The sequence below is a fragment of the Ruegeria arenilitoris genome (genome assembly GCF_013032445.1).
GTDB lineage: Bacteria > Pseudomonadota > Alphaproteobacteria > Rhodobacterales > Rhodobacteraceae > Ruegeria > Ruegeria arenilitoris_F.
In genome coordinates, this window is sequence record NZ_WQCA01000002.1 from 60,259 (window position 1) to 84,316 (window position 24,058).

The window sequence follows — 24,058 nt, forward strand, 5'->3', positions numbered from 1 at the left end:
AATGTCCGTTTTTCTTCGCCGCAGCAGCGGCGCAGTTCTGGCTTATGCCGTTATCACCCAAGGTGCACTTGCCGATGTCACCGCGCAGCAGGTCTGGGATGACTGGCAGGCTTACCTGTCCCAGATGGGGTACACGGTTTCGGCTGAACAATCCGCATCGGGCAATGTGACCACTATCTCGGATATGGTCGTGGCCATGACGGTGCCGGACAGCGACGGGACTTTCCAGATGACCGTCCCTCAGATGACCCTGACCGAAAATGGCGACGGTACAGTCAGCGTCGGCTTGCCTGAAAACTTCCCCATGACGATATCGGGCGAAGAAGAGGGGGACGCGTTCTCTGTCGATATCGAATACTATCATACAGGTTTGGAAATGATCGTATCCGGCGAACCGGACGACATGACTTATGACTATACGGCGCCCACCCTGGGCGTGAAGCTGGGCAACCTGACGGTAGACGGCGACACCGCGCCAGATGACCTATTGGACCTGGCACTGGAAATGACCAACCTCGCAGGTAATTCGCGGATGAAAATCGGCGAAAACCGCGAAGTCGATCAGAAGTTCACCGCCGACGGCCTGACCTATGACCTTGTGTTCAACGACCCCGAAGGATCGGATGATGGCAAGATCGACGGATCGATGAACGATCTGACCTTTGAAGGCAGCAGTGTGTTCCCGTCGGATTTCGACGCCGCGGACCCGCAGTCGTTTTTCCAGGGCGACACCTCTTTCTCGGGTCTGTTCACCTATGGCTCGGGCCAGACAGCCATCGCCGGCACCAGCGAGGGTGAAGCGTTCTCGATGGGCAGCGAATCCCAAGGCGGACGGTTCGGAGCCAGCCTCGACGAACAGCGCCTTGCTTATGATATCGAGCAGAACAGCGCGAAACTGGCGGTCACAACGGCCGAACTGCCGTTTCCGATTGAAATCGCCATGGCCAAGACTGGTCTGAGCTTCGAGTTCCCGTTGAAGCAATCAGAGGAAGAGCAGCCCTTTGGCTTTGCCATGAACCTGACGGACTTCACCATGTCAGACGTATTGTGGAGCATCTTCGACCCGGCGGGTTCGCTGCCGCGTGACCCCGCAACCGTTGCGCTGGACGCCACTGGAACCGCCAAGATCCTGACGAACTTCTTCGATCCGGCCTCGATCGAAGCGATGGAGGCATCCGGCGAAGCACCGGGTGAGCTGAACTCGCTGAAAATCAACGATTTGCTGGTATCGCTCGTGGGCGCGAAACTTACGGGTGACGCAGATTTCACCTTCGACAATTCGAACACGGAAGAGTTTGATGGAATGCCGGCGCCGGCGGGCGTGGCCAACCTGCAGCTGGTGGGTGCCAATGCGCTGATCGACAAATTGATCGGCATGGGCCTGCTTCAGGAAAGCGACGCAATGGGTGCGCGGATGATGATGGGGCTGATGGCAGTACCGGGCGATGAACCCGATACATTGAATTCGAAGATCGAGTTCACCGAAGATGGTCAGATTTTGGCCAATGGCCAACGCATCAAGTGACGCTGATCGGGCGAAGCTCTGCTTTTACAGCGCTTCGCCCTCCCTTTGCTTTAAGCCTTTAGATCAAGCTCCTGAACCAAGGCTCGGGCGATGCGCATAAATCCCGACGCCAACGGCTCTTTTTACGCATTTAGCTGTTTTTTGAATCTGATCGGTATTTGGGTTGATCAGTTGTTTGTGAAAACACGTCAGCATTTCGGCATCAAGCGACGTACCTCACGTTCTGACATTTAACCCCTGTTCGGCTCTTATCCAGGAAAACAGAACCTGCTCACTCACTGCCATTGCACGAATAGAGATTTGCCAGAGCTCACCTTTATTTTCGTGCCTGCAATTGACATATTCAGTATTGTAACGGGTGGCATCCAAATCTCCGGTGTCACTTACCAGTCGAACCGGAACATGCGCGTTTGATACTTCGTTCGAAAAGGCGGTGTCGAACTGTCACTTGGCGCGATCCACCTGGGCATAGGCACGCCCTCAGCCGTCAAAACAATTGTTGTTCCGGATTTTGCGGTCAATGACGCGTCCATTCTCAACGGAATGCAGAATTTTGTGACCCAAAGCCAAAAGCTCGGCCTCACGCCCACGCAACCAGTCCACATATTGGTGCTGGGCGACGAAAAACTCGTTGTAGTGAAGCAATACGTAGCTTTTCGGGTCAATCGTAGGGCCACGCTTGATCAACTCCTGAAACGGCATCACCTCGGCTGGAACCTGCAGCTTGGTCATTTCCTTGGTGATGCGACTCATAATATTACCTGACCCTTTGCCCGAGGTGACGACATGGGGTTCATCAAAATTGACAAAAAACTTAGCCAACATGAGTTCTTCTTTGTGCCTTCATCCACTCAGGTGCAAGTTTCAAGCTGTTGTGACCGCAGGCCACCAAAACAGTAGGGCGTCCCAACAAATGGATGTTTAAACGCAATTGTAAGCCCTTTGCCCTCCCCCCGGGTTCAGGTCAATCTAATGGGTACAAAGGTTGAATCTCTCAGCCCTGAGGTCTTGCGGGACAGGCGGTCCAAGGCTAGGTCCATTGGATAAAGACCGGAGGCCGCATGACCCGAACACCCGAAGAAATCAGCCAATCCCTGCTGGACGCAGCCCGCAAGGCCGGAGCTGACGCGGCGGATGCCATTGTGATCGACGGCTCTTCGGTATCGGTCGAGGTGCGGGGCGGCGCGCTGGAACATGCCGAACGCTCGGAAGGGACCGACTTGGGCCTGCGGGTGTTTCTGGGCCAGCGACAGGCCATCGTGTCAAGCTCGGACAGTCGGCCCGAAACCCTGACCGCGATGGCCGAGCGCGCTGTGGCCATGGCGCGCGAAGCACCCGAAGACCCGTTCACCGGACTGGCTGATACACAACAACTGGCAAGTGGCTGGGACCTGCCCGCGCTGGAACTGTTCGACCCGACCCCGGAACCGGCAGCCGAAGACTTGATGCGCGACGCATTGGAAGCGGAAGCGGCAGCAATGGCAGTTCAGGAGGTCTCGCAGGTCTCGGACGCGGCGGCGGGCTATGGCACCCACCGCGTGCATCTGGCTGCGACCAACGGCTTTACCGGTGGCTATTCCCGCAGCAGCCGCTCGACATCCTGCGTGGCGATCTCGGGCGAAGGCACCGGGATGGAGCGCGACTATGACGGCGACAGCCGCACCTTTCAAAGCGATCTGCGCAATGCCGAAGACATTGGCCGCAGCGCTGGCGAACGCGCTGTCGCTTTGGTGGGCGCACAAAAGCCTGCGACCGGCACTTTTCCGGTGCTGTTTGACGAACGCATTTCGTCCTCGCTGATCGGCCACCTGCTGGCGGCCAGCAACGGGGCCGCCATCGCGCGGGGGGCCTCTTGGCTGAAGGATTGCCTGGGCGAACAGGTCCTGCCCGGGCATCTGTCGCTGATCGAAGACCCGCACCGCCCGCGCATCGCAGGCTCGCGCCCTTTCGATGCCGAAGGGCTGGCGACCCAGCGGCGTGCGATTGTTGAAAACGGCATTCTGACCGGCTGGACCCTGGACCTGTCCAGTGCGCGCAAGCTGGACATGACATCAACCGGCAACGCGGCGCGCGGCGTGTCCGGACCGCCCTCGCCCAGCAACTGGAACCTGAGCCTGACGCAAGGCGCCCAAAGCCGCGAGGACCTTTTGCGTGACATGGGCACCGGGCTGTTGGTGACCTCGATGATCGGCTCCACCATCAACCCCAACACGGGCGACTATTCGCGCGGTGCCTCGGGCTTCTGGGTTGAAAACGGAGAAATCACCCATCCGGTCAATGAATGCACCATCGCGGGCAATCTGCGCGACATGCTGAAACGGATCATCCCGGCAAACGATGCGCGGCCCTACCTGTCGCGGGTGGTGCCCTCGGTGCTGATCGAAGGAATGACGCTTGCCGGCAACTGACCTGCCCCTTCTGATCGACGCCGCACTTGAGGCCGGAAAGATCGCCACCCGATACTCGGGCACCACGGCGCAGCGTTGGGACAAACCCGACGGCGCTGGACCGGTGACCGAGGCAGATCTGGCCGTCAATGCCATGTTGGAACAGCGCCTGCCTTCGGCCCGGCCCGGCTATGGTTGGCTGAGTGAAGAGACCGAGGATTCCTCGGCACGGCTGACGCGCGACCGTGTGTTCATCATCGACCCGATCGACGGCACCCGCAGCTTTGCCGAAGGGTCCCGCACCTGGGCGCATTCGCTTGCGATCGCCGACAAGGGCGAAGTCACTGCCGCGGTAATTTACCTACCGCAACGCGACTTACTTTACGCCGCCGCCAAAGGCGAAGGCGCAACGCTCAACGGTGCGCCGATCCAAGTGTCCGGGGTCTCGGATTTGGCGAACGCCGAGATTCTGGCCGCGAAACCCAATCTGGACCCGCGCCATTGGTTGCACGGTCAGGTTCCCGAATTCCAACGGGTCTATCGCCCGTCGCTGGCCTATCGCATGGCCTTAGTAGGCCAGGGGCGGTTTGACGGGATGCTGACGCTAAGGCCAAGCTGGGAATGGGATATTGCCGCCGGAGACCTAATCATCCGGGAGGCGGGCGGCACTTGTTCGGATCGGCTGGGCCAGCCCTTGCGGTTCAACAATGCACACCCGCGCCTGAATGGCGTGATCGCAGCGGGTCCGGCGCTTCACGATGCTCTACGCGCAGGGCTTGATCCGGACAGCAGCGGTATACAACCATGAGCAAGCCGCGCTCTCTCAGCCTGGCCGCGTATCGGGTTCTGTCCTGGGGCGTGCCCAACACGACAAGCCAACCCAACCCGCCCCGCCCCGAAGGTGAGCTGATCTGGATTCATATCAGCGCCCAGCACCGTCAGCGCGCGGTGACCGATTTCTGTCGCAGACTGCAACAGAGCCGCCCCTCGCTGAACGTGTTACTGACTGCCCCGCCAGAGGCCGATCTTTGGCGCTGGGCAAAGAGTGACTATCCTCTGGTAAACCTGCCCCTGGAACAAACCGGCGCAGCGCGTGCCTTTCTGGATCACTGGAAGCCCGATATCGGTATATGGGTCGGAGGTGGGCTGATGCCCAACATAATCACCCGCGCGGAGGAACGCGGCATTTCCCTGATCCTGATCGAGGCGCAGATCGACATCAGAATCGCGCGGGGGGCAAGGTGGTTGCCTGATATTACCCGCTATACGCTGGACTGTTTCCAATCGATCCTGACCAAGACTTCCGAGACGGCCCGCACAATCCGCCGCCTTGGGGTTTCCTCGGACAAAGTCAGTGAATCGCCGTCCCTGCATGTCAGCCCAAACCCGAGGCCCTGGCCCGAAGACGAACTGATCGAAACGAACCATGCATTGACCGGTCGGCTAGTCTGGCTGGCTGCCTGTGTGTTGGACAAAGAGTTCATCTCGGTTCTCAGCGCCCATCGTCAGGCGATGCGAAGTCTGCCCCGTCTAACCCTGGTTCTGCATGTTGCGGACACCGCCGAAGCCGAGCCATTGCACCGGCGCCTGGAAACCATGGACCTGCGCTGTGCCAACTGGGACATTGACGGGAAGATCGAAGACACCACGCAGGTTATTCTGTCAGCAGATTCAGAAGATCTGGGCCTGTGGCACCGGGTTTCACCCGTTACATTCATAGGCCGTTCGCTGGAACGCGGCGCCGGCGGGCACGATCCGCTAGTTGCCGCTGCCCTCGGCTCGTCCATCATTCACGGCCCGTTTGTGCATCGTCATCAGCAAATATACGATCAACTGGACCGCGCCGGTGCCGCGCGCAGGGTCCAAACCGCAACCGAGTTGGGCGACGCCGTGGTCGAGATGCTGTCGCCGGATCGCGCTGCGGACATGGCGCTGGCCGGGTGGCAGATCGTGTCCGAGGGTGCACCACAGACGGATCAGCTGATCGACATGGTGCAGGACCGTCTGGATCAGCGGGGGGCAAATGATGCGCGCACCTGATTTCTGGAACACCGCCCCTGACCGGCTGGATTTGCGCGCCAGATTGCTGGCACCGTTGGGGCGTATATATGCGGCCGCAACCGCGCGCCGGGTTGCCTGGGACACCGGTGTCAAACCCGGCGTTCCGGTGATCTGCATCGGCAACCTGAACGCGGGCGGCACCGGCAAGACCCCGACCGTGATCTGGATGATCGAACATTTACGCGACGCCTGGCACGAAACGCATGTGGTGACGCGTGGCCATGGCGGCTCATTGGAAGGTCCCGTACGGGTTGATCCCGCAAAACACACCGCTGCACAGGTTGGGGATGAACCCTTGTTGCTGGCGGCCTTCGCCGAGGTCTGGGTGGCCAAGGACCGCGCCGCCGGAGCGCGTGCCGCCGCCGAGGCCGGTGCCACGGTGATCGTGCTGGATGACGGATTCCAGAACCCCTCGGTCGCCAAGGATTTCTCGGTCATAGTGGTCGACGCCGCGCGCGGTTTCGGCAACGGTCTGTGTCTGCCCGCTGGTCCCCTGCGCGAACCCGTTCATATCGGACTGCAACGCGCCGATCTGGTGCTGTCACTAGGGGATGCGGCGTCTCAGGCGCAATTCACCGATCAGTGGGGCACAGCCCTGACGGTGCCCCACGTCACGGGTGAGGTCGCGCCGTTGCAGACCGGAATGGACTGGGTCGACACGCCCGTTCTGGCCTTTGCAGGCATAGGGCACCCGGACAAGTTCTTTCTAACCCTGCGCCAACAAGGCGCAAAACTGCTGCGAGCCGAAGCGCTGGATGATCATCAGCCGCTGACCCCGGCTCTGATGGCGCGGTTGGATAACGAGGCCCGGCAATTGGGCGCACAGATGGTGACGACGGAGAAAGACGCCGTCCGCCTGCCTGCCGCATTCCGCAACAAGGTCCTGACGCTACCTGTTCGTCTCAAAGTGGATGAAGCCGACAAGGTCCGGAAAATGCTGCTACAGATCGCCCCGTCGCCGTGATTGGCGACCGGCCCGCCAAAGGCCGGTCGCATAAGGCAGTTAGCTGCCCAGTTCGTCTTCGATCAGCGTCTTGAAATCGGCATAGGACATGTTGTCGACCTTCTTGCCGTTCACGATGAAGGACGGCGTCGCCTGAACACCATCACGCTCGGCGTTTTCCTGATACCAGGCCACCAGCGTCTGTGCGCGGGTGCCGTCCTGCAGGCAAGCCTCAAGCTGGTCATTGTCGATACCGGCCAGACGACCGATTTTTCGCAGCTCGTCCACGATCTCGGCCGGACCACCGGCTTTGACCCATTCGGACTGGCCTTCAAAGATCAGGTCCGTAATGCCAAAGAACTTTTCAGATCCGCCGCAACGCGCCACCATCGAAGCCCACAGGCCATAACGATCGAAATACACTTCGCGGTAGATGAACTTGACCTTACCGGTGTCGATGAAATCTTTCTTCAGCTGCTTGTAAGCGCCCTGATGGAAAGTGGCGCAATGCGGGCAGGTGTAAGAGGCATATTCGATGATCTCGACCGGCGCGTCCTCAGCGCCCTGCACCATCTCGACGATGGTCGAGGTGTCCAGATCGGCCTCTTGCGCCTCGGCGCTGCCGACCAGCGGATAAGACGGAGAGGAATTTGACTGCGACAGCCAATAGCCGCCTGCGGCGATGGCGACCGCCGCACAAATTCCGGTTGCAATACGGCTCATTTCTCAGCCCTTTCTCAGCGTTTTTGCTTGGATAAAACGTTACGGCCCAGACGTTCAAGGGCCGCGCGCAAATCACCATCGTGAACGTCGCGTGCGGTCCGGCCTGCTTCGGCCTCGATCTCTGGGTCAATCTTGGGTTTCGCCGGTTTCGGTTTGTGATCGAAACTGGCCTGCCCCTCGGCAAATCCGGTCGGAGCGGTCTGGGTGATGCGCACCCGGCTGATGGCGTTATAGCCGTAAACCGCGTTCACCTTGCCGCGCAGCTGTTCCTTCTGCATCTCAAGCATCGGGGCCTGCGGGCCGGTGGTCAGAACGGTCAGAGTCGAGCCCATTCCGCCCTTGCCATAACCCACCTTCACCGGTCGCGCGATCGATGCCAGATCCTGGCCCACGATCTCGGCCCAGTGGGTCAGCAAACGCGATACGGCAAAGCCCCGGCTTTCCCCGGCGCGCCGAATCTGTCCGTTCAGCAATGTCGCGGTGCGTTTGAACCCGCGGGTCGAAGAACGTCTGCGCTGCATCTGGTTTCCAACTCCTGCGCCGCTATTGTAAAGGGCGTGACACCGGGCGCCAGCGAAACCCGACAGGGAGATAGATAAAACTTGCGTGACTCTATTCAACAGGACTTGAGCAGCGCTCTGCTGGACTGGTACGACCGCCACGCCCGCGAGATGCCCTGGCGCGTCGGGCCTGCGGATCGGGCTGCAGGGGTGGTGCCCGATCCCTATCGCGTCTGGCTGTCCGAGGTGATGTTGCAGCAGACAACCGTGGCTGCCGTGCGCGACTATTTCCTGCGTTTCACTACACGCTGGCCCACGGTTCAGGACCTGGCCGCAGCCCCGGATGATCAGGTCATGGGGGAATGGGCCGGGCTGGGCTACTACGCCCGCGCCCGAAACCTGCTGAAATGCGCTCGGGTGGTCGCCGGGGATCATGGCGGCATCTTTCCCGACAGCTATGACGCCCTTCTGAAACTGCCCGGCATCGGCCCCTATACCGCCGCCGCCATTTCAGCCATTGCGTTTGACCGGCCCGAGACGGTTCTGGACGGCAATGTCGAACGTGTCATGGCGCGACTTTATGATATTCACGACCCGCTGCCCGGTTCGAAACCCCTGCTCAAGGACAAGGCTGCTGCGCTGACGCCTAACACGCGGCCGGGGGACTATGCGCAGGCGGTGATGGATCTGGGGGCCACGATCTGCACCCCGAAATCTCCGGCTTGCGGGATCTGCCCCGTCCGCGATCCCTGTCAGGCCCGCATGGCCGGAACGCAGCCAGATCTGCCGCGCAAGACACCCAAAAAGCCCAAACCCACGCGATACGGCCATGTCTATATCGCCCAAAGCGACACTGGCGCCCTATTGCTAGAGCGCCGCCCCGACAAGGGGTTGCTGGGCGGAATGCTGGGCTGGCCGGGCTCGGACTGGTGCGATGAGCCGGATGAAACACCCCCGTTTGAGGCAGATTGGCAGGTTCTGACCGGAGAGGTGCGACACACGTTCACACATTTCCACCTGATCCTGCGCATCTGGACGGCGCCGGTGACTGCCGAAAGCCTGCCCGAAGGCCTAATTGTGCTGGAAAAACACGCCTTTCGCCCTAGCGACCTGCCCACCGTAATGCGCAAGGTGCACGACCTCTGGCGCAACCGATAGCCCGTTGTACGTCCTGTCGGACTGTGACTAGTCTGTGCGAAGTTTTTCGGAGCCACCCCATGACCGCAATCCAGTCCCTGTCCCGCTGGCAATCGGCACTGCCCTTCTGGATCTCATTCCTGCTGATCCCGTTGATCTGGGGCACGGCGATGGCAGGCGGCTGGTGGGTTCTGCTTGTCCCGGCAAGCACGTGGTGGGCGTTTGCCGTGCTGGATCGCCTGACCGGGCTGGAGTTGAGCAACGCCGACCCCGACACGCCAGACACCGTGCTGCGCTGGTATATCCTGCTGACCAAAGCCTGGGTTCCGGTGCAGTTCCTGACACTCTATGGGTTGATCTGGTACGCCACCCATACCGACCATCTGTCGACAGCAGCCAAGATCGGTTTGTTCTTCGGCATGGGCACCATTTCCGGCACCATCGGAATCAACTACAGCCACGAACTGATGCACCAAAAGGGGCGGTTTGAACGTTGGCTGGGCGATATCCTTCTGGCGATGGTGCTGTATTCGCATTTCCGGTCCGAGCACCTGTTGGTCCATCACCGCTATGTCGGCACCCCGCGCGATCCGGTCACGGCGCGCTATAACGAAGGCTTCCACCGCTTCTACCCGCGCGTCCTGAAACAAAGCCTCGTCTCCGCGTTCCGAGCCGAGCGCGAAAAACTGGCCCGCAAGGATCGCCACTGGAGCGACCCATCCAACCCGTTCTGGCGATATTGGGGCCTGCAAGCCACGATGCTGGCGCTGGCCTTCGCGATCGGAGGTCTATCCGGCCTCGCCTTGTTTCTAATCCAAGCGGGCACGGCCATCTGGCAGCTTGAACTGGTCAATTACGTGGAACATTATGGCCTGACCCGCAAACATCTGGGTCAGGGCAAATACGAACATGTCCTGCCGCGCCATTCCTGGAACGCCTCGCAGAAGGCGTCGAACTGGCTGCTGATCAACCTGCAACGCCACTCGGACCACCACTACAAACCGAACCGCCGGTTTCCGCTGCTGCAACACCACCCCGAGGACGCCGCCCCGCAACTACCCTATGGCTACCCGGTGATGACCGTAGCGGCCATGATCCCACCGCTCTGGCGCCGTGTCATGAACCCCCGCGTCCGCGCCTGGCGTCGCCAATACTACCCCGAAGTCACCGACTGGACGCCCTACAACCGCGCAGAGAACCCCTTACCTCGGCCGTGACCGCAGTGCGCGCCAGCGCGCTGCCCAGCCCAACGACCCGCCTTGCATCTCTGATGCAGGGCAGGTCGGCGGGAGGACCTAACCCGCCATCACCCAAACATCCATCGGGGTCTCTACCCCCCGAACCGCATGGTTTTCATGTTTTTCGAATCCTGCCATCAGCTCAAATGCGCTGTGACCCTCGTCCTGCAATTGCCCTCGCACCGCATCGCTGATGATCACCCTTGCCTGAAACTCCCGGGTCAGCGCCTCTAACTTGGCGGCCACGTTCACTGCGTCCCCAATTACCGCAAATTCCAGCCGGTTGGCCCCGATATCGCCCAGAACCACCTCACCAAAATGAACCCCGATTCCGACACGAATCTCGGGCTCACCCGCCCGGCGGCGCTCAATGTTCCAGCGGTCGATCACCACGACCATATCCCGGGCACAGGCCACCGCGTTGCTTGCGTCTAAAGGCGTAGGCACCGGAGTTCCGAATGTCGCCATCAACCCGTCCCCCAGATACTTGTCCAGCGTGCCGTGATGCCGGAACACCTCGGCCTCCATGCGGGCGTGGAAACCGCGTAGAACCTCGATCACCTCATAAGGATCGCGCCCGGCGGCGTATTTGGTGAACCCTACGATATCGATGAACAGAACCGCGATGTTTTCTTTGCGCACTTGCTTGAGCGGCTCGTCATTCTGGCTCAGTTCATCCACCACGTTGGGCGAGAAATAGCGCGACAGGTTTGCCCGTTCGCGCTCCAAGCCTGCATTGGTCATCAGCAATCGGTTGAGCCGCCGCATCGACACGCCCAACGTCACCGCGACCATCATGAAGACTACGATCTGCTGGATTCGTTGCGTGGGCATGAAACTGTTGGGGTCCAACAGCTCAGCCACATCCGGATAGCCGGTCAAAGCCTCGGCCACACGTTCGCTGAGTCCAGGCATCGGAGTCGCAACCCACCAGGCGATGATCCATCCAGCGGTCCACATGCCCGCCGTCCATGAACCTATCGCAATCACCGTGCGCCAGGAATACGCCAGCGTTCCGGCCGCCAAAATGATGAAGAAATACTGGAAGTTATCGAACCGGTACTGCATCGCCAGCGGTCGCACATCGTCGCTGAACGGGTTGGGCACGACCATTGCCGTCGTCATGATCAACAAGTCCGCAAAAATCAGCAATAGCTCGGTCCGCGATTGCCCCACATGACCAGCACGCCGGATCAGCCAGCCATTTGCGCAGATCAGCAGCAGGATGAAATGGTACCACAGCACTTCCCATTGCGGGTTGAGGAAAACCAGCAGTATAGCGGTCAGCCCCATTGCGATCCACCGCGCACGCACGGCAAGCTCCAGTCCTTCGCGCTTGTGCCGTTCCAGCGCGGCTTCGGTATATTTGTTCTCCAGATCGTAGTTATCTGGGCGGGTTACAAAGAACCGGTCAAAGCGGGATTGGCTGGCTGTGGTATCCGACATCGCAAAGGCTCCTTAACTGTGTCGCAGGATACAGGAGGCGCGGTTTGAGACCAGACGTCAGGAAAACAAAAGACCCCGCCGATCACGGCGGGGCAAGGCGTAGTGCCTTGTGTCAGGCCACAGGCACCGGCGGTGTTAGTGAGATCAGTTGTGCATCTCTGCCCGGATTTGCTGGCGCAGTACGTCGATGGGCACCGTCTTGCCGTCGCGTTTGAAGCACCAATAGGTCCAGCCATTGCAGGACGGCGCGTTTTCCAAATGCGCGCCCACCTGATGGATCGAGCCCTTGACGTTTTGCCCAACCAGCGTGCCATCGGCGCGGACCTTGGCCTTGTGGCGCTGGTTCATCGAATACAGCTCCTCGCCCGGGCGCAGCATCCCGCGTTCTACCAGCTGGCCGAAGGGTACACGCGGCTCGGCGCGCTTGCTGGCGCTGACCTCCAGCGCCTCGCGGTCGAATTTGCGGACCTTGGCGATGCGCTTTTCAGCGACCTTACGATAGCTTTCCTCGCGCTCGATGCCGATGAATTCGCGGCCCAGCATCTTGGCGACAGCGCCTGTGGTCCCGGTGCCAAAGAACGGGTCCAAGATCACATCGCCCGGATTGGTCGAACCGATCAGCACACGGTGCAACAGAGATTCCGGTTTCTGCGTCGGATGTGCCTTGTCGCCGTTTTCGTCCTTCAGACGCTCATGCCCGGTGCAAATAGGCAGCACCCAGTCGCTGCGCATCTGCACGCCTTCGTTCAGCGCCTTCAGAGCCTCATAATTGAATGTGTACTTCGCGCCTTCGCGTTTCGACGCCCAGATCATTGTCTCGTGCGCATTGGTGAAACGCTTGCCGCGGAAATTCGGCATCGGGTTCGACTTGCGCCAAACCACGTCGTTCAGAATCCAATATCCCGCGTCCTGCAGGGCCGAACCCACACGGAAGATGTTGTGGTAAGAACCGATCACCCAGATCGCGCCATTGGGCTTGAGCAGACGATGCGCCGCCTTCAGCCATTCGCGGGTGAACTGGTCATAGGCACCAAAGCTGCTGAACTGATCCCAGTGATCGTCGACCGCGTCTACCTGACTGTTATCGGGGCGGTGCAACTGGCCTTTCAGCTGCAGATTATAGGGCGGATCCGCAAAGATCAGGTCAACCGACGCCTCGGGCAGACTGTTCATCACGTCGATGCAGTCCCCGGATAGAATCGTGTTTAAAGGGAGCGCTTTTGCGCCCTTTTTGGTGGTTGTCGTCATTTTACTGCCTCAAGTATCCACGGCGCTTTTGCGCTCATTTGGTTGAGACAAGGATGAGTCAAAGACGATTCGCCGTCAATTTCTTTTTTGAATCAGCGACTTACGATTTACTCTTGATACAAGATATTGTGTACCGGCTTGAACGAACGTCTATGGTGTGGGGTCACACCAAGATTTTGCAGCGCTTCGCGGTGTTGTTTCGACGGATAACCGGCGTTTGTCTCCCATCCATAGCCGGGATGCTGTTGCGCCAAATCCACCATCAGTTGATCGCGCCAGTTTTTGGCGATGATTGACGCCGCCGCAATCGACACCGAATGCGCGTCGCCCTTGACCACAGCCTGCGACGGGATCGGCAGGCCACGCGGAATCATATTGCCGTCGATTAGCAGGTAATCCGGCGGCGGGTTCAGCGCTGCCACCGCGCGCTCCATCGCCAGATGCGAGGCGCGCAAGATGTTGTGTTCGTCGATCTCAGCCACCGTGGCCTCGGCCACCGCGATCTCGGCACGGTCGCGTAGCGCGGCCTCAAGCGCGATGCGCCGCTTTGCCGTCAGCTTCTTTGAATCGTTCAGCCCCTCGGGAATATCCTCGGGGTTCAGAACCACGGCAGCCGCCACCACCGGCCCAGCCAGCGGCCCGCGCCCCACCTCATCCACGCCCGCGATCCGCAGATAGCCATTCGCCGCGGCGGTATTCTCAATTTCATAATCCGGTGTCGTCATACCCCTGGAAAACCGCGTTTCACCGCGCACCGCAAGAAAAAAGAGAGGGCAGCTTGCGCCACCCTCTCCCTGCACGGCGCTTCTGTGGCGCCGCTCCTGCTCGAAAACCTTTACTTGTTACTTACGCGGTATCCTTTCTGACGCAGGCAGCTGGGATGGTACGCCCGCTTGACCCTGTCGCCGTTCCAGAACCTGACCTCGCACTGGTCTGGCAGGCTATTGCTATATTTGTAATGCTTGCTCAGGCAATTCGTGCCCAACAGACGCTGTTTGGACCCATGCCCTTTGAAATTGCGCAAGCATCGTTGCGGCAGGTTGTAGCGCGCAACACGTTTGGGCAGCGGGCGTACGCGACGCGGCTTATGCTTCGGTTTCGAGTACACGCGGTTTTGGGGCGCCTTATATACGTGATTGTAGTTGTTCGTAACGGAATTCTTTTTGTTTTCGTCACTGAAATGCTTCACGGCGACGCCAAGAAGCGCAATTGCCGCAAGCCCGCCGAGGATATCTTCGACATCAGCAGCCCGCGCCTGCGACGCTGAAATTCCGGTAATCACAACCGCAGAGGCCACGATCAGGGCGATGAATTTCTTATGCATGTTGCTTGTCCTTCAGAGGTCTCAAGGGCCCGGTGGCGGGCCGTGTGCTCGATGCCCTGACACTGTTCCCTCCCCGTTCAGACAAGCAATAACGCCCCTTTGTTATTCAATATCAGACCTGCCAAACCCCTTGGGTTATTGAATATCGTGGCAACCCATGCGCAGGATGCGGCTTATGAAACAGATCCTCTCTTCCTTGGTCCTGTTGGCCCTGATATCGCTTGGCTCTACCGCAGCTGCGGCCGATTGCTATGTCGACTACAAGGCGAAAAAGGATAATCCGCTGCGCCTGCACTATGGCGTCATGCAGGTGCCTGCCTGCGACAAGGGGCGCGCAAAAAAAGAAGTCGCCAATCGCCTAAAAGGCTCGGGCTGGACCTTGCTGAACGTCATATCCGTGTTCGGATCGGAAGGGTTGGATAAAAGGAAGGGCAATGCCGGAAAATTCTATCTCCGTTACTGAGGCCCGCCGATCCGGTGTCAGACTGGTCGGCGCGGGCATAGCGGCGATCGTAGTGATTCTGGTGACGGCGGCGATCTTCCTGTTCTGGACCCTTCCAGATGCCAATGCCTTTAACGCTCGGGTTGAACGGTTGTTCATCGAAAGCGACCTGACCTCGCAGACGGAAATCCGTTTGCTCGAGATTCTGGCGCAATCCGGCACGGCCTTCGCCGACACGCTGTCGAGCTATCGCATGGTGATCTTCGTGCTGCTGGTCTTTGCCAGCGCCATGCTGGTGACCGCGCTGGTGTTTCTGGTCATGCTGGTGACGCTGAACCGGCGGATGGCACAGATCGAACGCACCGGGATTCAGGTCACCTCTCTGCTGATCAGCCGCGAGGAAAACACCGTCTACCTGAACAACATGGATTTCAAACTGACCCCGGCGGCGATGGAGACCCTGTCGGTTTTGGCCGAATCCCGTCTGGATGACGAAGTTCTTTCGGGCGTGCAAATCGAGGCGATGATTTCCGGCAAAGACGCCGCCGACTGTGATGAGGCCGCAGGTGCCACCCGGATCAAACGGCTGCGCGATGCATTGGGCAACCAGATGGTCAGTGAGTTGCTGGTCAAGAACATCGCCAAAAAGGGCTATATGCTGTCGATCGAAAAAGACGTAATCCAGATGGTCTGATCCGGCCTTTCTGCACAATTTGTGTGTGGTAAAAAGCCGGTGAAACCCCTTGGAATGCGGCGGTGAAAGCCCCATCCTATAAGGACTCGCGTCAGGGAGTCTGATGATGAATGTGCACACCACCCCAAAGACCAAAGGTTACGGCATCTCGGTCGAAAAGCTGACCGGTCGCGTTGCGATATACCGCGATGACACCCTTTTAGCCGAAAGCAGCAACGCCAAAGTCATGTATGAAACACGGCTGCCCGCCACGATCTACATTCCAAGGGAGGACGTCTGCATCGATCTTGGCGAGGAAACCGAATTGCAGACCTTCTGCCCCTTCAAAGGGACCGCGACCTATCACGATGTCATTCTGGATGGTCAGCGGCTGGCCAATTCCGTCTGGGCGTATGAAGACGCGCTGCCCGAAAGCACAGCCATTCAGGGCCATATCGGCTTCATGCCCGACGCCTATACGCGGATCGATCTGGGCGAAAACACTCTGCGCGACCCCGAGGATGGCAATATCAGCGGTCCGTTGATCGACTGGCTGATGCGCGGCGCATCCGAGAACCAGACCCCCGAAGCCTTCACCAAAGCCCTAGCTGAAAAGATGCTGGAGCACGGCATCGCAATCCAGCGGCTCAGCATTCTGGCTTGGTCGCTGCATCCGCTGATCGCGGGTAAACACTATATCTGGGAAAAGGGTGAGGACGAGATTTCGACCAATGTTCCCACCTACGAAATCCACGACCACCCGGCTTATATCAACAGCCCCCTGCGTCACGTGTCGAACGGGCTGGGCGGAGTGCGTCAGCGGTTGAACGACGAAAACCCCCAGAACAGCTTTCCGATCATGGAGGATCTGCGCGCCAAGGGTGCAACCGACTACGTCGCCATGCCGCTGCCGTTTTCAGACGGGCGCACCAACGTACTGACCCTGACCTGCGATCATCCGGACGGGTTCACCACCGAGAACCTTGGGCTGGTGTTCGAATGTTCTTCGGTCATTGCCCGGTATTACGAGGTTTTCATGCAGCGCGAAAACGCACAGGTTTTGCTGGAAACCTATGTAGGCAAACGCTCGGGTGCTCGGGTTTTGGGGGGTGAAATCCGGCGGGGCGACGGGGACGAGATCGACGCCGCCATCATGTTCTGCGACCTGCGCAACTCCACCAGCCTGGAAGAACGTCTTGGCCGTACCGCCTATATCAACCTGCTGAACGAGTTCTTTGAGACCGTATCCGGCATCGTGCACGAAAACGGCGGTGAGGTCCTCAAGTTCATCGGCGACGCTGTATTGGCAGTTTTCCCAGCCGGTGATGACTCGGAGTCGGCGCGTTGGAATGCTCAACGCTCTGCCATCGAAATCGTCGAAAAACTGAGCGAATTGCGCCAGTCCGGATCAGACACCCATTGCGATTGCTCCATCGGGGTCGCCTATGGTCGGGTTACTTATGGCAATGTCGGGTCACGCGAACGGCTTGATTTCACCGTCATCGGACAAGCCGCAAACGTGGCGGCCCGATTGGGGGAGTATGGCAAAAAGGTAGGCCATCGTATTGTAGTCTCAGCCGACATTCAGCCGGCCTGTGCCAATGCCGAGCCGCTTGGGGATGTCAAACTGCACAACGTGTCCCTTCCGGTCACATCTTTTGCCCTCCGAACCTCAGCAGATACAGTTTTGAGCGGCTGACACCCGTGTACTGAAGTTACGATCACACGAGGACCGGCCCAATTCCGGACCTGTGACCACCGTCACGCCCCCAGCAGGATCAGCGCGGTCTGAGCGGGCGAAATCGTGCTCTGCAACTGAGCAATCTGGCTGCGGGCAAGATACCGGTCCGTCAGCTGCGCCACGGCCTCTTCATCCGTAAATTGCGACAAATCATCTGATCCGGTCACACCCGACAGCCTGTCTTTGAACACCGCAAGTTGCCGGTCGATGTCCAGCTGAGCGAAACTTGATGGCAGCCCAAGCGCCGTTTCCATCATGCTGCGCAGCGGCGGCAGGCTCATCAGATCGAACCATTTGGTGTCTGCACTGCCGTTTTGCCCCGCCAAGTCGACCAGAGCGTGCTGCGCATACAGCGCAATGCGCATGGTTTCATCAGACTCGCCCACCGCGATTTCGAACCGGGACACGTCGTTGTCGCGGGCAATGTCCTCCATAAACGTCGCAAGCCCGGTTCGGCGTATTTCACCCGGCCCCAGACCAAACGCCTCGGAAAACTCCCGATACCGGCCGTCGGACAGCCGGTTTGACAGCGCATCATCGGCGCTGGTGCCATCGGACAGCACCTTCTGGATGAAGTAGCGGTTGTTGATATCGTCTTCCAAACCGAAAGCGCCCAAGGCGACCTGTAGCAAGCGTCGGTCCGACACCAGATCCTCGGCCTTTTGCACCTTGCCGATGTTGTCCAGAAAGTACTGCCGCTCCCTCTCGCTGAGGGATGAGGACGAAAAGCTGTCCAGTTGCGCGTCATAGGTGCGCTGCAGAAACCGCCAGCCCACCAAACCGCCCGTAGGGATGACTGGCTGGAACGTCATTGCTGATACGCCATCAACCGCTCTTCGCGCGGCAACAATGCGCGCAGAGCTTTCAGACACTTGTAATACTGCTCGGCCAACAAGGCCTCGGTCGCCTCGGACAACACACGGCGACTGTCCGCGTCGGTAAAGACCTGGCTCAGCTCTTCGACCCGGCGCAGCAGTTGCTGACGGGCCCGTTCGGGTTCCATTTCGCCGGACAGCACAAGCTGCGCGGCATAGCAAACCCGTCGCACCGGGGTATTCACCTCATCCGGGTGGATGGCGTCCCGCAAACGCAGGACGTTGGCATCAGGTGTCATGATCGAAAACCGACTGCGGCGATCCCCGTTTTCAACAACCACGCCGTTGATCAGCACCCTCTCTTTCGGGGCCAGTTTCAGAACCAGCCCGCCCATCAGGTGGCCCCCATTTGCCGCAGGCCGCGCAAAACGGCCATGTTGATCTCAAGCAGGGGTTCCACCGTTGCCTTGTTGCCCAGAACCTGGCTGCTGTGCTGTTCGGTGAACTCGGCCAGATAGAAAATCCGTGCCCGCAACTCATTGGGCAAGGCGTTGTCCGAATCCGTGACACCGCTGGCTAGAACGGACCAAAGACGGCGGTTTTCGTGTAGGGCCTGAACGAACCCGCCAAAATCTGTCTTTTGCCGGGCGGCTGCAGCCTTGAGCCGGTGCGTGATCTTTGAAATCGCCTCGTACTCGGTGTCGCGCGGTGTGCGCGTGGGGGCGGCGGTCTGTGCATAGGCTCGCTGTGCAAGAGTGTGCGGTGTCACTTGAAATCCTTCCAATTGTCCGTCTTTGGGCGGTCAGGGACGGGGCGCGTTTCCACGCCCCGGCCAAGTTTCGGAGGTTAACGGAACAGAGACAGGATCGACTGCGGCGCCTGGTTGGCGATCGAGAGCGACTGGGTGGCCAGCTGTTGCTGTACCTGCAGGGCCTGCAGACGTGCCGAGGTTTCTTCCATGTCTGCGTCTACAAGCGAACCGATACCGGATTTGAACGAGTCGGCCAGGTTCGAGATGAACTCTTTCTGGGTCTCGATCCGGCCCTGCGCGGACCCGAAGGCTGCCGACGCGTCGATGGCAGTATCGATCAGCCCCTCAATGGTTCCCAGAGCTGCCAATGCGCCCGAGTCGGTAGAGACGTCGATCGCATCCAAGGCCCCAAGACCCCCGGCACCCGCGTTGGTGAATTGAGCTGAAACGGTCACGTCACGATCCGCGTCAGCGCCCGCCGTTGCAGTACCGGTCACGAAGGTCAACGTTCCCGGGTTACCCGAATCGTAGTCAATCGCGACGCCCGTGATACCCAGCGAGTCGATCTTGTTCTTCAGACCCACGGCAACGATACCGTCTGTGTACGCTGCATCATATGTGCCCGAGGGATCAAGATCAGAGGCTTGAATGGTGTAGGTTGCAACCTGATCACCCACTGCAATCGACACCTTGTCGCCCGCTGCGAAGTTGTCGGTCGAACTGTCGATCACGATATCCCCGGTGCCACCGGACTTATCCATGGTGAAACCTGCGGTATCGTTGTCAGTGGTCACGTTGTCCGACCCAGCAAGAACACCCTTGGCTGTGTAGCCACCCACCGAGAGGTCTTGCGCTGCAACGCTGATCGACGACGGTGTCACACCACCAGATGCATCACGGTCCAGAGACGACAGGATCGAAGCCGGACCCGAAGACCCATTCACCAGATTCAGACCATTGAACTGAGCCGCACCAACAACGGACTCGATCTGATCCTTAAGCGCACTCACGTCCGCATTGATCTTGCCGCGATCAACGTTGTCTTCCTGCGCGGCGACAATCTTGCCTTTCATCTGGTTCAGAAGGTCGGTCACGGTTTCCGAGGCGTTCCGTGCCACGGCAACAGTCGATTCACCCAGCGCCAAGCTGTCCTTGATCGCGTTGAAACCCTTAACGTCGGACTCCATGACTTTGGAGATCGCCCAGACGGCCGAATTGTCTTTGGCGGTTGCAACGTCCTTACCGGTCGAGATCGCGTTCTGGGTCTGTGCCAGGTTCTTGTTGACCGATTTCAGAGTTTGCAGCGCAACCATTGCGCCATTGTTGGTCAGAATGCTGGACATAGCTTTCTTCCTTTTCCGTTCGGGCACTTTACGCCCATGCTTACCCCGCACCATCTGCGGGCTTTGACGTCTTTCTGATCAATGCGATCCGCCGTCGGGCTGTTCGCGCCACCTGCTGTTTCAGGTGCCCGACCACTTTTGCCGTTGATCCCCTAACGGAGTGCTAAAGCGCCCAAGCCAGAAAATTCGGATTTGAATCAAACCCGCCGCTAAGCCCGTTTTTCCAGCTTTGCATGGTGGCGCACGGTGTATCCGTTGCGCTGACCATCCGCGCCATAGGTACTGAATTCCTGACGCACACGGCGCAATTCGGCCATGCGGCTGGCCACGGCGCGAATCCCCTCGGCCGCGCTGTTCAGCAATGCCTGATTGCGCTCCACCTTCTCTTGCAGGCGAATCAACTCGGCACTGTCAAAGACCTGAAGGTCATTGATTGCCCCGATCAGTTTTTCCTTTTCCGGCGCCATGTGACTCAGCCGGTCCAGATCACCGTCGACCAGCGCCGCCCGCTCAAGGTCCAGCACTTCTTCCAAGGACTTGATCAGGTCGGTGTCAGCTTTGGTCGGCATTGGTTTTCTCCATCATGGACTTGAACAGAATTTCGGACAGGCCGACGCCACCGGCTTCGGCCAGTGCGCGCGCCTGATGCTTCACAAGGAACGACGAAAACTGGTCCTCCCCTGCGCCGCCGCCAAAGGATTGGCGCGCTTTGCCCAACCCGGATGCCTTGAGCATTTCAGCCAGAAACGCCGCCTCCAACTCGACAGCGGCAGCTTGTATCTTCTGAGGTGTCGTCCGTGGTTGCGGGACGGGAAGGGTCGCAGAAACCTTCATTGCTTTCTCCGAAATTTGCATCGAACTTTCTCGATCAAAGGCGAAAGCGGTTAAAATAAACGTAACTTCCTGCGGGCAGATTTCGGTTACACAAAAGGAGCCGGAGCAAAATGCCCAACCCTCTTTCAGCGGTGATGTCCTCACCAACCGCCGCCGCCGCGAAACCCGATGCGACCCAGCAGGAGGCGCGCGAGTCCAATGGCGGTATGTCCTTTCAAACGGTCTTGGATCAGGATACCGGTCCGCATTCCGGGGGTGCTGAGACGGCTGATCTTCTGGTTCAGGATCCGGACGCGGCGTCCGAACTGGAGGCCGTCACGGAAGAGGCTGAGTCGACAGAAATCGCTGTTGCACCGGATAACCAGCCGCCTGCCGAAATCCGCCCTGTTGCTGCAGAGGCTCTTCCAAAACCTGTTTTGGACACGGCCCCCAAAGTGCGGTCTAAAACACCGCCGGCCGTTCAAGCTGACGCCGAATCGACCGGGGAAAAGCAACCCGGTCCTCCACAGGCTGAACTCCTGCAAACAGCCGAAAACCCAGCACAGCGCGCGGTTCAGCCGGTCTTTCAGGCATTGATTTCAGGGGCCGAGCAACCAAGACGCCCGACTGAAGGCGCCCTTAAACCGCAGAGCCTGTCGATGGGTCCGGCCATTTTGGACCAGCGCCCGAAAGAGTTGTCGATTCTGTCGGTCTTTGCCGGCCCGGACAGGCCTGTAACGCAATCCACGCCAGTGGCGGAACCGATCCAGAAAATACCGGAACGCGCACCGACATTTATGCAGATGCAGCTTCTGGCGAACGAGAAAGCCAGCCTTCAGGCGGACACACTGCCTACCCCCGAGGGTGAGGACATACAGGCCGCCAGAGAGGCCCCGACGCTATCATCCGCGCGCGCATCGGGACCAGCGGGTCAGGCAATGACAGCCACCGCCCGCGCGGAAACGGCGCGCGCCATTGCATCTCAGATGGCGACCGCAATCAATGTGCGGCAACATTCCGGCGCCGTCGAGGTTGCGCTGAATCCCGAAGAACTGGGACGCGTTTCGATCATTCTGAATGGCCGCGACGACGGCCTGCATCTGACTATCAGCGCAGAACGCCCTGAGACGCTGGACATGATGCGGCGCCACCTCTCGGTTCTTGAGGCCGAATTCCAGAGTTTCGGTCTGGGCGATCTGTCCTTTGATCTGGGCACGTCCGCCGATGCGCAACACGAACAATCTGAGGGGGGTGAGGGCAACGAATTCTCGACCCCTCAACCCGAGCACGTCGCCGAGGCTGGTCCGGCGCGCCCACACATCGCCCCTGACGGGCGAATCGACATGAGGCTTTGACCATGATTAACCCTACGCAATCGACCACTCATGCCAACACGCCTGCGCAGGCGGCATCCAGTTCACAAGCCGCATCCGTGGCATCCAATTTCGACACGTTCCTGTTGCTGATGACAACCCAGGCGCAGAATCAGGACCCGCTGGAGCCGATGGATTCAAGCGAATATGCCTCGCAGCTTGCGCAGTTTTCGATGGTCGAGCAGCAGGTGCAAACCAACGAGGCGCTGTCCGAGCTGGTGCTGTCGCTGGGCGGTGTCAAGCTGGAGGAACTGGCCAATTGGGTCGGCATGGATGTCCGGACCACCGCAGCGTTTCACTTTGACGGTGAACCTTTGACCCTGTCCGCGCAAGCTGCAACGGCGGCCGACGGTGCGGTCATGGTCATCCGTGACAGCAACGGCACCGAGATTGAGCGGGTATCCGTCCCGGTAACACAGACCGACTTTGTCTGGGCCGGAGCGGCCAGTGACGGCAGCCCGCTGCGGGCGGGCAGCTATACAGCAACGCTGGAAAGCTATGACCGGGATAAACTGCTGTCGGCCCAACCCGTCGCGGCCTACAATCAGGTGGTTGAGGCACAGGTTGGCGAAGACTCGGTCTTACTGACACTGGAAAGTGGACAGGTCGTTCCGGTGGGAATGGTTACAGCGGTTCGCGCCGGAGCTTGATCTGCCGGGCGCGACAGGCCACACCTGTGCAACCTGCGACTCGCTTCTTGTACCGGTGACCCCTCTGTCTGACCCGATTACCCCTCCGCTGGATCTTGTTGATGACCTGCGCGATCGGGGTTTGATTGCAAAGGGCGTGCGGTTTCAGACCTTGTATGGCGGACGCACCAATCAGGTCTGGAAGGTGCTGGAAGAAAACGGCGGCAAGGTGCTGAAACTGTACCGCGCCGGGTTGCGTAATCCGCTGTTTCGCAACGATGCCGAGTTGGAGGCACAGTGCCTGACCGCTCTGGAGCCCACCGGTTTTGTACCACGCCTGCGCGCGGCCGGTCAGCATGAACACGGCCGATGGGTTTTCTACGATCACGCGCCGGGCGCGCCCTGGCGCAAGGGGGCGGCTGAGGTGGGAACGCTGCTGCGCAAGCTTCATACGCTCAACCCGCCCGTACAAGCGCCCAAAGGATGCAACGGCAGCGCAGACTTGACCCGACATGGGCAGAGCATTCTTGACGGGTGCGTTTCGACAATGCGGCTTCGGCTGGAACGGCTGAGGCCTGAAGAACAGGTGCCCCCAACCGCGCAAACATGCCTGATCCACGGTGACCCGGTCGCCGGGAATATTCTGGCCACACCGTCCGGCCTGACCCTGATCGACTGGCAATGCCCGGCACAGGGTGACCCGTGTGAGGATCTGGCTTTATTCCTGTCCCCGGCGATGCAGCGCGTGTACCGCGGCGCAGCTCTGACGCAGGCGGAAGAGCGTCAGTTCTTATCCGCCTATGGTCACGCAGATACGGTGAAACGGTTTAAGACGCTGCGCCGCTGGTATGCGTGGCGGATGGCGGCCTATTGTCTGTGGCGTGTCGAAAACGGCGCGGGCGATTACGCGGAAGGGTTGGAGCTGGAGTTGGCGGCGTTCTGACCC

26 protein-coding genes are annotated in these 24,058 nt (G+C 59.6%); 14 read left to right on the top strand and 12 right to left on the bottom strand.

Annotated features, from left to right (window positions below; genetic code table 11):
• Position 1 precedes the first annotated feature (1 nt).
• Complete coding sequence (locus tag GOW98_RS02650) at positions 2 to 1,525, top strand: DUF2125 domain-containing protein (RefSeq protein ID WP_170329516.1); 1,524 nt, start codon at positions 2 to 4, stop codon at positions 1,523 to 1,525.
• 480 nt (positions 1,526 to 2,005) lie between these two features.
• Here GOW98_RS02650 and GOW98_RS02655 read toward each other — a convergent pair whose 3' ends face one another.
• On the bottom strand, positions 2,006 to 2,350 hold the full coding sequence (locus tag GOW98_RS02655) for a hypothetical protein (protein WP_170329517.1): 345 nt from the start codon (positions 2,348 to 2,350) through the stop codon (positions 2,006 to 2,008).
• A 236-nt stretch (positions 2,351 to 2,586) separates the two neighbouring features.
• Between GOW98_RS02655 and GOW98_RS02660 the strand changes: the two genes are divergently transcribed.
• Genes GOW98_RS02660 through lpxK form a run of 4 tightly spaced genes read left to right on the top strand, consistent with a single transcriptional unit; the run spans position 2,587 to position 6,937 of the window.
• Positions 2,587 to 3,933, top strand: coding sequence for a TldD/PmbA family protein (locus tag GOW98_RS02660; protein WP_170329518.1), 1,347 nt, complete (start codon positions 2,587 to 2,589; stop codon positions 3,931 to 3,933).
• Positions 3,920 to 4,720: an inositol monophosphatase family protein gene (locus tag GOW98_RS02665; RefSeq protein WP_170329519.1), complete on the top strand. Its 801-nt coding sequence runs from the start codon at positions 3,920 to 3,922 to the stop codon at positions 4,718 to 4,720. Before GOW98_RS02660 ends, GOW98_RS02665 begins: the two co-directional genes overlap by 14 nt.
• Complete coding sequence (locus tag GOW98_RS02670) at positions 4,717 to 5,952, top strand: 3-deoxy-D-manno-octulosonic acid transferase (RefSeq protein ID WP_170329520.1); 1,236 nt, start codon at positions 4,717 to 4,719, stop codon at positions 5,950 to 5,952. The genes GOW98_RS02665 and GOW98_RS02670 overlap by 4 nt, the downstream gene beginning before the upstream one ends.
• Positions 5,939 to 6,937, top strand: a complete 999-nt coding sequence (gene lpxK, locus GOW98_RS02675) for a tetraacyldisaccharide 4'-kinase (protein ID WP_170329521.1) — start codon at positions 5,939 to 5,941, stop codon at positions 6,935 to 6,937. The genes GOW98_RS02670 and lpxK overlap by 14 nt, the downstream gene beginning before the upstream one ends.
• Before the next feature lie 39 nt (positions 6,938 to 6,976).
• Here the strand turns inward: lpxK and GOW98_RS02680 are convergent, their stop codons facing one another.
• Both GOW98_RS02680 and GOW98_RS02685 read right to left on the bottom strand, forming a co-directional pair.
• Positions 6,977 to 7,639, bottom strand: a complete 663-nt coding sequence (locus GOW98_RS02680; protein WP_170329522.1) for a DsbA family protein — start codon at positions 7,637 to 7,639, stop codon at positions 6,977 to 6,979.
• Between the two features lie 14 nt (positions 7,640 to 7,653).
• Positions 7,654 to 8,160, bottom strand: a complete 507-nt coding sequence (locus GOW98_RS02685) for a DUF721 domain-containing protein (protein WP_170329523.1) — start codon at positions 8,158 to 8,160, stop codon at positions 7,654 to 7,656.
• A gap of 81 nt (positions 8,161 to 8,241) precedes the next feature.
• Here GOW98_RS02685 and mutY point away from each other — a divergent pair, with 81 nt between their 5' ends.
• Positions 8,242 to 9,297 carry an A/G-specific adenine glycosylase gene (gene mutY, locus GOW98_RS02690; protein WP_254437886.1) on the top strand — a complete coding sequence of 352 codons (1,056 nt, stop codon included), beginning with the start codon at positions 8,242 to 8,244 and terminating at the stop codon, positions 9,295 to 9,297.
• Positions 9,298 to 9,356: 59 nt separating this feature from the next.
• The gene (locus tag GOW98_RS02695) at positions 9,357 to 10,493 is read left to right on the top strand and encodes an alkane 1-monooxygenase (protein WP_170329524.1); all 1,137 of its coding nucleotides are present in this window, start codon (positions 9,357 to 9,359) and stop codon (positions 10,491 to 10,493) included.
• A gap of 78 nt (positions 10,494 to 10,571) precedes the next feature.
• Here GOW98_RS02695 and GOW98_RS02700 read toward each other — a convergent pair whose 3' ends face one another.
• The 3 genes from GOW98_RS02700 to GOW98_RS02710 all read right to left on the bottom strand — a co-directional run bounded on the left by GOW98_RS02700 (position 10,572) and on the right by GOW98_RS02710 (position 13,933).
• Complete coding sequence (locus GOW98_RS02700) at positions 10,572 to 11,960, bottom strand: adenylate/guanylate cyclase domain-containing protein (RefSeq protein ID WP_170329525.1); 1,389 nt, start codon at positions 11,958 to 11,960, stop codon at positions 10,572 to 10,574.
• A 144-nt stretch (positions 11,961 to 12,104) separates the two neighbouring features.
• Positions 12,105 to 13,208: a site-specific DNA-methyltransferase gene (locus tag GOW98_RS02705; RefSeq protein WP_170329526.1), complete on the bottom strand. Its 1,104-nt coding sequence runs from the start codon at positions 13,206 to 13,208 to the stop codon at positions 12,105 to 12,107.
• A 107-nt stretch (positions 13,209 to 13,315) separates the two neighbouring features.
• On the bottom strand, positions 13,316 to 13,933 hold the full coding sequence (locus GOW98_RS02710; RefSeq protein ID WP_170329527.1) for a ribonuclease HII: 618 nt from the start codon (positions 13,931 to 13,933) through the stop codon (positions 13,316 to 13,318).
• Between the two features lie 155 nt (positions 13,934 to 14,088).
• Here GOW98_RS02710 and GOW98_RS02715 point away from each other — a divergent pair, with 155 nt between their 5' ends.
• The 4 genes from GOW98_RS02715 to GOW98_RS02730 all read left to right on the top strand — a co-directional run bounded on the left by GOW98_RS02715 (position 14,089) and on the right by GOW98_RS02730 (position 17,346).
• Positions 14,089 to 14,475, top strand: a complete 387-nt coding sequence (locus GOW98_RS02715) for a hypothetical protein (RefSeq protein ID WP_170329528.1) — start codon at positions 14,089 to 14,091, stop codon at positions 14,473 to 14,475.
• Positions 14,476 to 14,707: 232 nt separating this feature from the next.
• Complete coding sequence (locus GOW98_RS02720; protein ID WP_170329529.1) at positions 14,708 to 14,995, top strand: hypothetical protein; 288 nt, start codon at positions 14,708 to 14,710, stop codon at positions 14,993 to 14,995.
• On the top strand, positions 14,967 to 15,668 hold the full coding sequence (locus tag GOW98_RS02725) for a winged helix-turn-helix domain-containing protein (protein WP_170329530.1): 702 nt from the start codon (positions 14,967 to 14,969) through the stop codon (positions 15,666 to 15,668). Before GOW98_RS02720 ends, GOW98_RS02725 begins: the two co-directional genes overlap by 29 nt.
• A 106-nt stretch (positions 15,669 to 15,774) precedes the next feature.
• Complete coding sequence (locus tag GOW98_RS02730) at positions 15,775 to 17,346, top strand: DUF427 domain-containing protein (RefSeq protein WP_170329531.1); 1,572 nt, start codon at positions 15,775 to 15,777, stop codon at positions 17,344 to 17,346.
• 62 nt (positions 17,347 to 17,408) lie between these two features.
• Here the strand turns inward: GOW98_RS02730 and GOW98_RS02735 are convergent, their stop codons facing one another.
• From GOW98_RS02735 to GOW98_RS02760, 6 genes are all read right to left on the bottom strand, one after another.
• On the bottom strand, positions 17,409 to 18,200 hold the full coding sequence (locus GOW98_RS02735) for a DUF1217 domain-containing protein (protein WP_170329532.1): 792 nt from the start codon (positions 18,198 to 18,200) through the stop codon (positions 17,409 to 17,411).
• Complete coding sequence (gene flbT, locus GOW98_RS02740; protein WP_170329533.1) at positions 18,197 to 18,598, bottom strand: flagellar biosynthesis repressor FlbT; 402 nt, start codon at positions 18,596 to 18,598, stop codon at positions 18,197 to 18,199. Before flbT ends, GOW98_RS02735 begins: the two co-directional genes overlap by 4 nt.
• A complete protein-coding gene (gene flaF / locus GOW98_RS02745; RefSeq protein ID WP_170329534.1) occupies positions 18,598 to 18,972 on the bottom strand; it encodes a flagellar biosynthesis regulator FlaF in 375 nt (124 codons plus the stop codon). Before flaF ends, flbT begins: the two co-directional genes overlap by 1 nt.
• Positions 18,973 to 19,049: 77 nt before the next feature.
• The gene (locus GOW98_RS02750) at positions 19,050 to 20,297 is read right to left on the bottom strand and encodes a flagellin (protein WP_170329535.1); all 1,248 of its coding nucleotides are present in this window, start codon (positions 20,295 to 20,297) and stop codon (positions 19,050 to 19,052) included.
• 209 nt (positions 20,298 to 20,506) lie between these two features.
• Complete coding sequence (locus GOW98_RS02755; RefSeq protein WP_170329536.1) at positions 20,507 to 20,866, bottom strand: flagellar biosynthesis protein FlgN; 360 nt, start codon at positions 20,864 to 20,866, stop codon at positions 20,507 to 20,509.
• Positions 20,850 to 21,131 carry a rod-binding protein gene (locus tag GOW98_RS02760; RefSeq protein ID WP_170329537.1) on the bottom strand — a complete coding sequence of 94 codons (282 nt, stop codon included), beginning with the start codon at positions 21,129 to 21,131 and terminating at the stop codon, positions 20,850 to 20,852. Before GOW98_RS02760 ends, GOW98_RS02755 begins: the two co-directional genes overlap by 17 nt.
• Before the next feature lie 110 nt (positions 21,132 to 21,241).
• Here GOW98_RS02760 and GOW98_RS02765 point away from each other — a divergent pair, with 110 nt between their 5' ends.
• The 3 genes from GOW98_RS02765 to GOW98_RS02775 are packed head-to-tail and all read left to right on the top strand — an operon-like array spanning position 21,242 to position 24,055.
• Positions 21,242 to 22,465: a flagellar hook-length control protein FliK gene (locus GOW98_RS02765; protein WP_170329538.1), complete on the top strand. Its 1,224-nt coding sequence runs from the start codon at positions 21,242 to 21,244 to the stop codon at positions 22,463 to 22,465.
• Positions 22,466 to 22,467: 2 nt separating this feature from the next.
• Entirely contained in the window at positions 22,468 to 23,133 is a 666-nt protein-coding gene (locus tag GOW98_RS02770; RefSeq protein ID WP_170329539.1) for a flagellar hook capping FlgD N-terminal domain-containing protein, read from the top strand.
• Complete coding sequence (locus tag GOW98_RS02775) at positions 23,081 to 24,055, top strand: phosphotransferase (RefSeq protein ID WP_367646793.1); 975 nt, start codon at positions 23,081 to 23,083, stop codon at positions 24,053 to 24,055. The genes GOW98_RS02770 and GOW98_RS02775 overlap by 53 nt, the downstream gene beginning before the upstream one ends.
• Positions 24,056 to 24,058 lie beyond the last annotated feature (3 nt).